The following is a 12,945-nucleotide window of genomic DNA, read 5'->3' on the forward strand; positions in this document are numbered from 1 at the left end:
GTTAATTACGGGCTTGGGAGAGATTGCCTACTTGCGCTTAGTCGCGTCGTAAGCGAGGTCTTCAGCGGCAACCTTTTGCTGACGCTTACGCTCTTGCTCTTTTTCGCATTCGTCGTCGTTGCCACCACAAATGGTGCAGTCCTGCTTCATGCCGATATTATTCAGGCCGCCACAAGAGCCTTTTAGTGGCTTATTTTGCACCATGGCGCCGAGTGCCATTCCGGCAACTACTAACAGCATGGCAATAAAAGCAAAGATAAATATTGTCATTACTCAGACCTCTCTAAGTAGGGTGCAAAGGCGCGGCTATAGCGCTCCTCGAAACCCTTATCAGTTTTTACCAGCATGAAAACAGCCAGGTTTTCACGTTCGGCCAAAGCCAACCCTTCTTCAGCCCCAAGTACATTGAGAGCGGTAGCAAGGCCATCTGCTTCAGCACAGGTATCTGCCAGCACGGTTACCGAGGCCAGCTTGTGCTGTAACGGTCGACCAGTGCGGGGGTCGATACTGTGTGCATAGCGCACTCCATCGCGTTCATAGTAATTCCGATAATCACCACTGGTAGCCACCGCCTTACCACTAACACCAATAGGCTGTTGAACCATCTGGCCAAATGAGTCAGGTGCTTCAATACCAATTATCCAGGTCTTACCTTTTGGATTCACACCCAGGGTACGCAGTTCACCGCCGATTTCGACCAGGTAGTTGCGAATTCCCTGCTGCTCCAGCAACAGTGCAACCCGGTCGACGCCGTGCCCCTTAGCGATAGCCGAAAGGTCAATTTCTACCGGTCTCTGACGAGTGATCGTATCCGGTTTACGGGTCACTTTAAGTGCATCGGAGCCGACTACCTTTTGCAGGCCAGCTATCTCCGCATCGGAGGGAATTTTCTCAGGCTCTGGTTGGGGACCAAATCCCCACAAGTTAACCAGTGGGCCAACGGTAACCTCGAAGGCACCCTGACTGCGTCGATAAATATCCAGGGACAGCGTCACAATATCTACCAGCGGCTCACTGACCGGGATGGCCTCACCTACAGGACCGCGGTTGAAACGCATCAACTCCGAGTCCTCGATATAGGTGGACATCTCCTGGTTGACCTGCTGCAGCTCATCGTCAATTAACGATTGCAGCTCGCTACGCTTTACGCTTTGCGGTACATCGACAACCGTGATGTGATAAGCGGTCCCCATGGTGCGGCCACTAAGCTGCCAGTTTTCCGCTGCCGGAGTACAGGCAGTGAAAATTACAGTCGCCCAAAGCAAAAACAGGGCCGGAAGAACGGGCCCTGTTTTTGCTTTTATCGGGGCTTTGATTGCGTTTAGCAAACTAAGCTCTCCGTTTAACCACCGAAGTCATCAAGGAGGATATTTTCATCCTCTACGCCCAAGTCTTTGAGCATGCTGATTACTGCGGCGTTCATCATGGGTGGCCCACACATGTAGTACTCACAGTCTTCCGGAGCCGGGTGGTCCTTCAGGTAGTTTTCATACACCACGTTGTGAATGAAACCTGTGTAACCCGTCCAGTTGTCCTCCGGCTGCGGATCAGACAAGGCCACATGCCACTTGAAGTTATCAAACTCAGCAGCCAGACCGTTGTAGTCATCTTCGTAGAACATCTCGCGCAGAGAACGCGCGCCGTACCAGAAGCTGATCTTGCGCTTGGAATTCAGACGCTTGAGTTGGTCGAAGATGTGTGAACGCATCGGCGCCATACCGGCACCACCACCGATAAACACCATCTCGTTGTCGGTTTCCTTGGCGAAGAACTCACCGAAGGGTCCATACACCTTGATCTTGTCACCCGGCTTCAGGCTGAACACGTAGGAAGACATCTGACCCGGCGGGATACCCTCGGTACGGGGTGGCGGAGTCGCAATACGGATGTTGAACTTAACAACACCTTTTTCTTCCGGGTAGTTAGCCATAGAGTAGGCGCGAACCACAGGCTCGGTCACCTTGGACTCCAGCTTGAAGAAGCCAAAGTGCTCCCAGTCACCGCGGTACTGGTCTTCTACTTCGAAGTCGGCAAATTTAACGTGGTGAGCTGGGGCTTCCAGCTGTACGTAACCGCCAGCACGGAAGTCAACGTTTTCGCCTTCGGGCAGACGCAAGGTCAGCTCCTTAATGAAGGTGGCAACGTTGGGGTTGGATTCCACAGTGCACTCCCACTGCTTCACTCCGAACACCTCTTCCGGCACTTCGATTTCCATATCTTGCTTAACCGCAACCTGACAGGAAAGACGCTTGCCTTCTTTCGCATCGCGCGGGGTAAAGTGAGCCGCTTCAGTCGGCAACATATCGCCACCGCCCGCAGTCACTTTACACACACACTGCGCACAACTGCCGCCGCCACCACAGGCGGAGGCCAGGAACAGGTTATTGGCAGCCAGGGTTTGCAGCAGCTTGCCGCCGGCTGGCACGGTGAGAGTCTTCTCACCGTTAACCAAAATGTTGACGTTGCCGGTGTTTACCAGGCGCGAGCGGGCCGCAAGGATCACCGCCACCAGCGCCAGTACGATGACGGTAAACATCGCTACGCCGAGGATAATTTCAATACTCATTTATTGTTTTCCCCGCTTAGATATCGATGCCGCCGAAGGACATGAAGCCCAGGGACATCAGACCAACGGTTACGAAGGTGATGCCCAGACCTTTCAGGCCATCCGGAACGTCACTGTACTTCAGCTTTTCACGAATACCGGCCAGAGCAGTAATCGCCAGTGCCCAGCCAAGGCCGGCACCGAAACCGTAGGCAACACTCTCACCGAACGCGTATTCGCGCTCAACCATGAACAGGGAGGCACCCATGATGGCGCAGTTCACGGTGATCAGCGGTAGGAATACACCCAGGGCGTTGTAGAGCGCTGGTACATATTTATCCAGGAACATCTCCAGGATCTGTACCAGTGCCGCAATTACGCCGATGTAAGACAGCAGGCCGAGGAAGCTCAGGTCCACGTCGGGGTAACCGGCCCAGGCCAGTGCGCCGTCTTTCAGCAGGTAGGTGTAAATCAGGTTGTTCACCGGTACTGTCAGAGTCAGTACCACGATAACCGCAACACCCAGGCCAATCGCAGCTTCGATCTTCTTCGATACGGCCAGGAAGGTACACATACCGAGGAAGAAGGCCAACGCCATGTTTTCAACGAAAACGGCGCGGATAATCAAAGAAATATAATGTTCCATGGATTAGGCCTCCTGCGCTTGGGAATTAGGCGCAATCTTGAACTCGTCTTGCTCAACCTGGGCAGGCTTCCAGGCGCGGATTGCCCAAATGAACAAGCCGATCAGGAAGAATGCACTGGGCGGCAATAACAGCAGGCCGTTAGGGATATACCAGCCGCCGTTGCTCACGGTGGTCAGGATGTCCACACCGAACAGTTTGCCAGCGCCGAACAGTTCACGGATTACCGCGAGACCAATTAGGATAACGCTGTAGCCCAGACCGTTACCGAGACCATCGAAGAAGCTGGGCAGCGGCGGGTTCTTCATAGCGAAGGCTTCCGCACGACCCATTACGATACAGTTGGTAATGATCAGGCCAACGAATACGGACAGCTGCTTGGAGATGTCGTATGCCAAAGCCTTGATCAACTGATCCACCAGGATTACCAATGAGGCAATCACGGTCATCTGAACGATGATGCGGATACTGTTCGGGATCTGGTTGCGGATCAGTGATACCGCAACGTTGGAACAGGCCACAACTGAGGTCAGAGCGATACACATTACCAGGGTTACCTGCAGCGAGCTGGTTACAGCCAGTGCAGAACAGATGCCCAGGATCTGCAGTGCGATCGGGTTGTTGTTAAAAATCGGCTCTAGCAGAGTCTCTTTGATTTTCATGCTTATGCCTCCCCTGCTTTCAGGTTTTTCAGGAAGGGACCATAACCTTGGTTACCCAGCCAGAAGTTCACCAGGTTGCTAACGCCCTTACTGGTCAGAGTTGCACCGGACAGGCCGTCTACTTCGTGAATCGCATTCGGGCTGTTGGGGTTAACCTGGCCTTTGATCACAGCGATATCTACGTCGCCTTGCTTATTGAAGACTTGCTTACCAACCCACTGGGCTTTCCAGTTAGGGTTGTCCACTTCGCCACCCAGCCCGGGAGTTTCCTTGTGCTCGTAGAAGCCGAGGCCCGCTACGGTGTCTAGGTTGCTCTCCAGCGCGAGGAAGCCGTACAAGGTACCCCAAAGTCCGTAACCACGAACAGGCAGAATGATCTTGTCCAGTTGGCCATCTTTCTCTACCAGGTAAACCTCTTTAATGTTTTCCCGACGGATAATCTTGGCGGTATCCTCGTCTGCCGGCAGTCTCTCACTGGCAGAGGGAATCTTGGAAGCAGCGCGACCGCTGCCGCCAGCCGGCGCTTCATCGGTGAACTTACCGGTGTTCAGATCAACGTATTTGATCTTCACATCGGCGAAGGCTTTCTCTACTTCCGCTTTGTTAGCGCGAGAGTCCTTCAGCAGGCCACCAGCCATCAGTACGTTGCGCTTCATGTCCAGCTCGGCATTCGCCTGCTGGGCAGGCTTCAGCATTACCGCCGCAGTGGAAACCACCACAGAGCACACCAGGCACATTACCAGCGCGACAATCAGAGTACCGGTTACGGAATCTTTATTAGCCACGTGCCAACCTCCGTTTGATATTGGACTGCACCACAAAGTGGTCAAACAGCGGAGCGAACAGGTTAGCGAACAAGATCGCCAACATCATGCCTTCCGGGAAGGCCGGGTTCACTACACGAATCAGGACAACCATCACCCCGATCAGGATGCCGTACCACCAGCGACCAGTGTTGGTCATAGCAGCGGAAACCGGGTCAGTGGTCATAAAGATCAGGCCGAAAGCAAAACCGCCCACCACCAGGTGCCAGTACCAGGGTACCTGGAACATCGGGTTGGTTTCGGAACCGATCATGTTGAACATAAATGCGGTGGCCATCATACCCAGCAGAGTGCCGGCTACGATGCGCCAGCTGGCGATCTTCATGCCCATCAGAATTACACCGGCAATCAGGATAGCCAGGGTAGAAGTTTCACCGATGGAACCATGTATCTTGCCGAAGAAAGCGTCGAACCAGGTTACCTGGCCAACCGCAGCATTCACGATACCGTTCTGGATACCTTCACTGGCCATGACAGACAGCGCGGTAGCGCCGGTGTAACCGTCAACCGCAGTCCAAACTGCATCGCCAGACATCGCTGCCGGATAGGCGAAGAATACGAACGCACGACCGGTAAGTGCCGGGTTGAGGAAGTTTTTGCCGGTACCACCGAACACTTCCTTACCGATCACCACACCGAAGCTGATGCCCATAGCCACCATCCACAGAGGCAGATCCGGCGGACAGGTTAAGGCAAACAGAATGGAGGTTACGAAGAAACCTTCGTTCACTTCGTGACCGCGCACAGCGGCGAACAGCACTTCCCAGATACCACCCACAATAAAGGTGACCGCATAAATCGGCAGGAAGTACATGGCTCCGTAGACAAAGTTGTCCCACAGGCTCGCAGGGTTATAGGAGGTCAGAGCACCAATAATGGCGTGACGCCAGCCGGACAGATCCGGATTGGTCATACCTTCCAGAATAGTGTTGGCCTGGAAACCGATATTCCACATACCGTAGAAGGCAGGGATCATCGCACAAGCCCACACGGTGATCATAATACGCTTCAGGTCGATACCATCGCGCACATGAGAGGTGGTCTTGGTTTTATCAGCCGGCTGGAACAAGCCAGTATCAATGGCCTCAAAGAGGGCATAGAACTTTTCGAATTTGCCGCCTTTGTGGAATTTCGGTTCGATGGAATCGAGGAATTTACGCAACATACTTACCCCTCCTTCTCAATACGGGTCAGGTTGTCCCGCAAAATGGGGCCGTATTCGTACTTGCCCGGACACACAAAGGTGCACAGTGCCAGATCTTCCTCATCCAACTCCAGAGCACCCAGTTTCTGGGCCATAGCGGTATCACCCACGATCAGGGAGCGCAGTAGCTGGGTCGGCAGTACGTCCAGCGGCATGACCTTCTCATAAGTGCCGACCGGTACCATGGCACGCTCGGAACCGTTAGTACTGGTGGTGAAGTTGAACAGTCTGTTCTTGAACAGGCGCGAAAGGTAAATCGGGAAAACGGAGAAGCGCTTGTTACCGGCACGCAGATAGTGCAGGAAAGGACGCTCACCACCCTCTTCCAGCACAGATACCTGATTATGGTAACGACCCAGGTAACCCAAAGGACCTTCAGCAGTGCTGCCGCCAAATACGGAGCCGGAAATAACGCGGTCGTTATCACCTTTCAACTCACCGGAAGTCAAAGTTTCCAGGCTGGCACCGAGACGAGTGCGCACAAGTCGGGGCTGCTTAACTTGAGGGCCGGCCAGGGAAACAACGCGATCGGTGAACAGTTTACCGGTGGTAAACAGTTTGCCTACGGCGATCACATCCTGGTAATTAATGGTAAATACACTGCGAGAACCGGAAACCGGGTTCAAGTAGTGGATATGGGTACCGGACAGGCCAGCCGGGTGGGGGCCGGCAAAAGCTTCGCGGCGAATATTCGCAGCGCTCGGTACGGGGATATCTGCATCAGGAGCGGTACAGACGTAAGTGGTTTCCGCCAGCTTGGAAAGAATCTCAACGCCCTGAGAGAAGGCTTTGGGGTTCTCGGCAATGACCACTTCTGGGTTGGCAGCCAGAGGATTGGTGTCCATCGCATTGATAAACACCGCTTCCGGTTTAGCATCCAAAGCGGGCACGCGGCTGAACGGGCGGGTACGCAGTGCGGTCCACATACCGGATTCAACCAGGTTCTCAACGACCTGTTCGCGCGTCAGACCAGATAGCTTATCTGCGCTATAGCTCTGGAACTGTTCTGCTGCATCGCCGTCTATGCCAATCACAACGGATTGCAGAACACGGCGGGCACCGCGATTGATAGCAACAACACGACCGGCGGCCGGCGCGGTGTAGCGCACGCCTTCGGTTTTTTTGTCACTGAACAGTAGCTGACCAAGATTGACGCGATCCCCTACAGCCACTGCCATTGTCGGCTTCATCCCGTGATAATCGGGGCCGAGAACAGCAACGGTCTTGATCGCAGGTCCTTTGTGGATGACCTGCTCGGGCGCGCCGGATATGGGTAAGTCCAATCCCCGACGGATCTTTCTCATACGCCTATGCCTAAGTTTCTAGTTTATAAAATTGCAATAAAGCCCACCCGCCCAGGTTCAAACTGAAAAACAGTCAATCCCGGACTGGCGAGCCATACTGTGGAATTCTGTGCTGCGAGGGCTTATGCCGTTTCACCCGTAGACCGGGCGGAAGGAAGCTAACTAAAGGTTGTGCGCGCTAACTTCTCGGCGCACGGCCGCCCCGCAAAATCGCGCGCATTATAAAGATGGGGCAAAAGCTTTACCAGTCTGGAAGCGTCCAAAGTGGCACTAAGAAGGGAAATTTCTACTGAAAAAACAGGGATTTGGAAAGATGTGGGCGGACGGCTGTGACTGCCGCCCCACCCTCATGGTCAGCCCAAAGAGCCGACCTGCAGACTTTAAGCTGACGCCTTAGTCTTTCTTAGGGAACAACTCATAACGAACGCCAGCCATATCTTCCAAGCAGCGAACCACTTGACAGCTATAACCGAACTCGTTGTCGTACCAGCAGTAGAGCACTGCGTTCTTACCATCCACGATAGTCGCAGTGGAATCGAATACGCAGGCAACGCGGGAGCCAACAAAATCGCTGGATACCACTTCCGGGGAGTTGGTGAAATCGATCTGCTGACGCAGTGGCGAGTGCAGTGCCACATCGCGCATATATTCGTTCAGCTCTTCCTTGGTGGTCTCTTTACCCAGGTTCAGGTTCAGGATCGCCATGGAAACATTAGGGGTCGGAACGCGAATTGCGTTACCGGTGAGCTTACCTTTCAGCTCGGGCAGCGCTTTGGCAACCGCCTTGGCAGCACCGGTTTCAGTCAGAACCATATTCAGCGCTGCTGCGCGACCGCGACGCTCACCTTTGTGATAGTTGTCGATCAGGTTCTGGTCATTGGTGTAGGCGTGTACAGTTTCTACGTGGCCGTGCTCAACGCCGTAACCGTCCATCATCGCCTTCAGCACAGGCACGATGGCGTTAGTGGTACAGGAAGCGGCAGACAGCACCTTATCTTCCGGCTTGATGTCGCTACTGTTGATACCGTAAACGATATTCTTGATATCGCCCTTGCCCGGTGCAGTCAGAAGCACTTTGGAGGCGCCGGGGCTCTGCAGGTGCTGGCTCAGGCCTTCTTCATCGCGCCATACACCGGTACTGTCAACGATAATCGCATCGTTGATACCGTGCTGGGTGTAATCCACTTCCTGCGGGGAGTTGGCGTAGATAATCTTGATTTCGTTACCGTTACAGATCAGGGAGTTGGTCTCCTCGTCTACACGGATAGTGCCCTGGAAAGCACCGTGTACGGAGTCGCGACGCAGCAGAGAAGCGCGCTTCACCAGATCGTTGGGGGCCTTACCCTTGCGCAGTACGATAGCGCGCAGACGCAGAACGTCACCACTACCGGCCTTGTCAATCAGCAGGCGGGCAACCAGACGGCCGATACGGCCAAAACCGTAGATCACAACATCTTTGGATTCAGGCAGAGGCTTGCCGGCACCCGCTGCGTCGGACAGCTCTTCACGTACAAACTCATCCACAGACAAGCCGCGATCGTCGCGCATGTACTTGTTGGTCATGGTTCCCAGGTCGATATGTACGGGACCCAGCTCCATCTTGCAGATGGCTTCCAATACAGGGAAGGTTTCAAACTCGGAGAGTTCATTTTCCTCAACCTGGCGCACGAAACGGTGCGCTTTCATAATGCTCAGCACTGAGCGATTAACCAGGTTGCGGCCGTACATATAAATACCGACGTTGCTCTCACGGTTGAGCTTTCCAATCATCGGGATCATGGATTCAGCCAGTGCTTCTCGCTGTTTCCAGTCCTTGAAAAAGTCCGCGGGCTTCGGTCGCTTCTGAGTCACTATCGGACACCTCTGCAATGTGTTTAATAGGCAGGAAATCACGGCCCACAAACCACTCGGGGCCGTATGGCTGCGCATTATCAGTATTCACCCGCTGCTACGCAACTGCGCAAAAAAAAACCAAAAAAATGTAGTAAAACTACCTTTTTGTTGTCACAAGCCCTCGCGATACGCAATCCCCTAAAAATTGCAGCCGTTTGAGATCGAAACCACAGGCACAGATATCATAGACTGCAGCCCGATCCGATCGCGGCTACAATAGCCGCCCCTGGCACTACAGCAAATGAAAGCGCGGATATTTAAGGAACGATGACCGATATACAGCCCCTGACTCCCCCCAAATTTCACAGCACCACCGACCGGCAATTCTGGGGACAACTTCACGGCGCAGCGGCCGCACTCGCCATTCTGAATGCTGCTCGCAACAGTCAATCCCCCACACTGCTGATCACTCGTGACAGCCTCGAGGCGCACCGCTTAGAGGTACAGCTGAAATTTTTTAACAAAGCGCGGAGAGATGCAGCCTCAGAGGGCGACTTTGAGATCTTTCATTTACCAGACTGGGAAATTCTCCCCTACGATACCTTCTCCCCACACCAGGATATTATCTCGGACCGCCTGGCAACCCTCTACCGCCTGCCGCAAATGGGGAGCGGTATTGTCATAGTGCCCGTGAGCACCTTAATGCATCGCCTGCCGCCAAGTGATTACGTAGCCGGCAATGCGCTGATCCTCAATGAGGGGCAACAATTTGATATTGATATCCAGCGTCGCCTGTTAGAGCAGGCAGGCTATCACTGTGTAGATACCGTCTATGAACACGGTGAGTTTGCCGTGCGCGGCTCACTCATGGATATTTTCCCTATGGGCAGTCCACTGCCCTATCGCATCGATCTATTCGACGATGAAATTGAATCCCTGCGCACCTTTGACCCAGAAACCCAACGCACAGTGGATAAGGTGGAAACTATTCACCTGCTGCCCGCGAGAGAGTTCCCAATGCACAAGGCCGGTCTTTCCGGCTTTCTGCAGAACTGGCATGAACAATTCCAGGTGGACCCCAGTCTTGTGCCCATCTACCAGGATATCAGTGCAGGAATTGCCCCAGCGGGTATCGAATACTACCTGCCACTATTTTTCGATAACAATTGCGCGAGCCTGTTCGACTACCTACCCGAGAACAGCCAAGCTTTTATCCAAGGAAATGTGCAAGCACCTGTTGATAGCTTTTGGCGCGAGGTCAGCAACCGCTATGAGAGCCGCCGCGGCGATCTGACCCGCCCAATTCTTCAACCACGCCAGATTCTGCTGGATATCGATGAATTCAATGGCGCGCTCAAATCGATGCCAAGGGCCATCTTCTCTGCAGAGACGCTGCCCGATGCCCAGGGCAATTACAACTTTGCCACCCAAGTACCTCCAACCCTACCGGTAGACGGCAAGGCCGAGCAGCCAATGGCCGCCCTGGAAAGTTACCTGATGGAGTACTCCGGGCGAGTGCTCTTCTGTGCCGAAAGCGGTGGGCGCCGCGAGGCATTGCTGGAGCTTTTAAAAGGTATTCGCCTGACTCCCCCAACCTATGCTAGCTGGGAAGAATTCCTCCAAAGCAATGAATCCATCGGGATCACCGTAGCGCCCCTGGATCAGGGCCTGTTACTGACCGATCCTGCCGTCAACCTGATCGCTGAGCCGCAGTTATTTGGCGAGCGGGTGCTACAACAGCGCCGCCGCAAAAAAGCCAAAGATGATGCAGACAATGCAGTCAAAAACCTGGCCGAATTGCGTATCGGCGCCCCGGTAGTGCATATCGATCAAGGAGTGGGACGCTACCGCGGCCTGCAACACCTGGAAATCGATGGACAGCCTGCCGAGTTCTTGACTCTGGAATACGCCAATGAAGCTAAGCTCTATGTTCCCGTAGCCAGCCTGCACCTGATCAGCCGTTACTCCGGTGCCGACGAGGCCCTGGCTCCACTGCATAAAATGGGCAGCGAACAGTGGCAGAAAGCCAAGCGCAAAGCCGCCGAAAAAGTTCGTGATGCCGCTGCCGAACTCCTGGATATCTATGCGCGTCGTGAAGCCCGTGTAGGTCACGCTTTTGCCGACCCCAAGCTGGCTTATAGAGAATTTTCAGCCGGCTTCCCCTTCGAGGAAACGCCAGACCAGCAGCAGGCCATTGAAGCCGTGATTGGCGACATGCAGTCGAAAAAGCCCATGGACCGACTGGTGTGTGGCGATGTGGGCTTTGGTAAAACCGAAGTCGCTATGCGTGCGGCCTTTGTCGCCGCCCATGCCGGCAAGCAAGTGGCCATGCTGGTACCCACCACCCTATTAGCGCAACAACATTTTCAGTCTTTCCAAGATCGCTTCGCCGACTGGCCCATCAATATTGAAGTGATCTCCCGCTTCCGTTCAGGCAGAGAAGTGGACAGCGTGAAAGAGAAGATAGCCAGTGGCAAAGTGGATATCCTTGTCGGTACCCATAAGCTTCTACAGAGCGACCTGGATTTTAAGAATCTCGGACTGCTGATTATCGACGAAGAACACCGCTTTGGGGTACGCCAGAAAGAACGCCTCAAGAGCCTGCGCGCCGAAGTGGATATCCTCAACCTAACCGCCACACCGATCCCGCGCACTTTAAATATGGCAATGGCCGGCATTCGCGATCTATCAGTCATCGCCACGCCGCCGGCGCGACGCCTCTCTGTAAAAACTTTCGTGCGCGAGCGCGACGATGCACTGGTGAAGGAGGCCATACTGCGGGAGATCCTCCGTGGCGGCCAGGTGTATTTCCTGCACAATGAAGTGAAAAGCATTGAGCGTATCGCCCGAGAATTACAGGAGCTGATTCCCGAGGCCCGCATCGGTATCGGTCACGGTCAGATGCGTGAGCGCGAACTGGAGCAGGTCATGAGTGACTTTTACCACAAGCGCTTTAATGTTTTGGTGTGTACCACCATTATCGAAACCGGTATCGACGTCCCAACTGCTAACACAATACTGATCGAACGCGCAGACAAATTTGGCCTGGCCCAGCTGCACCAGCTGCGTGGTCGTGTGGGGCGATCCCACCACCAAGCCTATGCCTACTTGCTGACCCCCAACAAACGCTCAATGACTGGCGACGCGGTCAAGCGGCTGGAAGCCATCAGTGAAGCCCAGGATCTTGGGGCTGGATTCACCCTGGCCACCCACGATCTGGAAATCCGTGGCGCCGGCGAGTTACTTGGTGAGGAACAGAGCGGTCAAATCCAGAGTGTCGGCTTCAACCTGTATATGGAGATGCTCGACCGCGCGGTAAAAGCCATTCGCGAGGGGCGCACTCCCAATATCGACGACCCCCTGGAGTCCCCGGCTGTAGATGTCAATCTGCGGGTACCGGCGCTGATTCCAGAGGACTACTTGCCGGATGTCCATGGCCGTCTAATGATGTACAAACGTATCGCCAATGCCGTTGATCGCCAACAACTGAAGGAGTTACAGGTGGAGATGATCGACCGCTTTGGTCTATTGCCAGAACCGGTCAAACACCTGTTCCGCACCACCGAAATAAAACTGAAGGCCGATAAAATGGGCATTCGCAAATTGGAAGCCTCCGCCGCCCGAGGTCGCATCGAGTTTGCCGAAAATACCCAAGTAGACCCCCTCACCCTGGTGAAATTGGTGCAAACACAGCCGGGACGCTACCAGCTGGCCGGCGCCAACCAGCTGAACTTCAGCCTCGATGAAGAGGGCGCCGACCGCAAGCTACAGGAAATAAGCGAAGTGCTGGAGCGCTTAGCCCAGTGATAGTATCCGGTAGCTAGTGACCTGATCGATCGACAGGGGGGCCACCCCCTGCCACAATCCCGGCCTATATAGCTGGCCGCGAAATACTCACCCTGCTCTGACGATAGACAGGACAGATGGAA

General features: G+C 54.3%; 10 protein-coding genes. 1 reads left to right on the forward strand and 9 read right to left on the reverse strand.

Translation table 11 applies throughout. The features are described 5' to 3' along the window. Positions 1-27: 27 nt before the first annotated feature. From nqrM to ACJJH9_RS10890, 9 genes are all read right to left on the reverse strand, one after another. On the reverse strand, positions 28-270 hold the full coding sequence (gene nqrM / locus ACJJH9_RS10850; RefSeq protein WP_252081949.1) for a (Na+)-NQR maturation NqrM: 243 nt from the start codon (positions 268-270) through the stop codon (positions 28-30). Continuing rightward, a complete protein-coding gene (locus ACJJH9_RS10855; protein WP_444922745.1) occupies positions 270-1,328 on the reverse strand; it encodes an FAD:protein FMN transferase in 1,059 nt (352 codons plus the stop codon). The genes nqrM and ACJJH9_RS10855 overlap by 1 nt, the downstream gene beginning before the upstream one ends. A gap of 14 nt (positions 1,329-1,342) precedes the next feature. After that, entirely contained in the window at positions 1,343-2,566 is a 1,224-nt protein-coding gene (gene nqrF / locus ACJJH9_RS10860; protein ID WP_252081951.1) for an NADH:ubiquinone reductase (Na(+)-transporting) subunit F, read from the reverse strand. A gap of 16 nt (positions 2,567-2,582) precedes the next feature. Then, positions 2,583-3,191 carry an NADH:ubiquinone reductase (Na(+)-transporting) subunit E gene (gene nqrE, locus ACJJH9_RS10865; RefSeq protein WP_020413086.1) on the reverse strand — a complete coding sequence of 203 codons (609 nt, stop codon included), beginning with the start codon at positions 3,189-3,191 and terminating at the stop codon, positions 2,583-2,585. Positions 3,192-3,194: 3 nt separating this feature from the next. Then, positions 3,195-3,851, reverse strand: coding sequence for an NADH:ubiquinone reductase (Na(+)-transporting) subunit D (locus tag ACJJH9_RS10870; RefSeq protein ID WP_252081952.1), 657 nt, complete (start codon positions 3,849-3,851; stop codon positions 3,195-3,197). Positions 3,852-3,853: 2 nt separating this feature from the next. Continuing rightward, positions 3,854-4,636 (reverse strand): Na(+)-translocating NADH-quinone reductase subunit C, encoded by a 783-nt coding sequence (locus ACJJH9_RS10875; RefSeq protein ID WP_252081953.1) that lies wholly within the window; start codon positions 4,634-4,636, stop codon positions 3,854-3,856. Then, positions 4,629-5,840, reverse strand: a complete 1,212-nt coding sequence (locus ACJJH9_RS10880; protein WP_252081954.1) for an NADH:ubiquinone reductase (Na(+)-transporting) subunit B — start codon at positions 5,838-5,840, stop codon at positions 4,629-4,631. Before ACJJH9_RS10880 ends, ACJJH9_RS10875 begins: the two co-directional genes overlap by 8 nt. Before the next feature lie 2 nt (positions 5,841-5,842). Continuing rightward, complete coding sequence (locus ACJJH9_RS10885) at positions 5,843-7,183, reverse strand: Na(+)-translocating NADH-quinone reductase subunit A (protein WP_444884608.1); 1,341 nt, start codon at positions 7,181-7,183, stop codon at positions 5,843-5,845. A 393-nt stretch (positions 7,184-7,576) separates the two neighbouring features. Beyond that, positions 7,577-9,037, reverse strand: coding sequence for a glyceraldehyde-3-phosphate dehydrogenase (locus ACJJH9_RS10890; protein ID WP_444885908.1), 1,461 nt, complete (start codon positions 9,035-9,037; stop codon positions 7,577-7,579). A gap of 306 nt (positions 9,038-9,343) precedes the next feature. Between ACJJH9_RS10890 and mfd the strand changes: the two genes are divergently transcribed. After that, positions 9,344-12,823 (forward strand): transcription-repair coupling factor, encoded by a 3,480-nt coding sequence (gene mfd, locus ACJJH9_RS10895; RefSeq protein ID WP_444922746.1) that lies wholly within the window; start codon positions 9,344-9,346, stop codon positions 12,821-12,823. Positions 12,824-12,945: the final 122 nt, after the last annotated feature.

Source organism: Microbulbifer mixtoriginis (SeqCode) (assembly GCF_052466715.1).

Excerpts from the sequence above, each read along its gene's own strand:
- nqrE (WP_020413086.1), bottom strand. The coding sequence starts at position 3,191 with ATGGAACATTATATTTCTTTGATTATCCGCGCCGTTTTCGTTGAAAAC.
- ACJJH9_RS10885 (WP_444884608.1), bottom strand. The coding sequence starts at position 7,183 with ATGAGAAAGATCCGTCGGGGATTGGACTTACCCATATCCGGCGCGCCC.
- ACJJH9_RS10880 (WP_252081954.1), bottom strand. The coding sequence starts at position 5,840 with ATGTTGCGTAAATTCCTCGATTCCATCGAACCGAAATTCCACAAAGGC.
- nqrM (WP_252081949.1), bottom strand. The coding sequence starts at position 270 with ATGACAATATTTATCTTTGCTTTTATTGCCATGCTGTTAGTAGTTGCC.
- ACJJH9_RS10870 (WP_252081952.1), bottom strand. The coding sequence starts at position 3,851 with ATGAAAATCAAAGAGACTCTGCTAGAGCCGATTTTTAACAACAACCCG.
- mfd (WP_444922746.1), top strand. The coding sequence starts at position 9,344 with ATGACCGATATACAGCCCCTGACTCCCCCCAAATTTCACAGCACCACC.
- nqrF (WP_252081951.1), bottom strand. The coding sequence starts at position 2,566 with ATGAGTATTGAAATTATCCTCGGCGTAGCGATGTTTACCGTCATCGTA.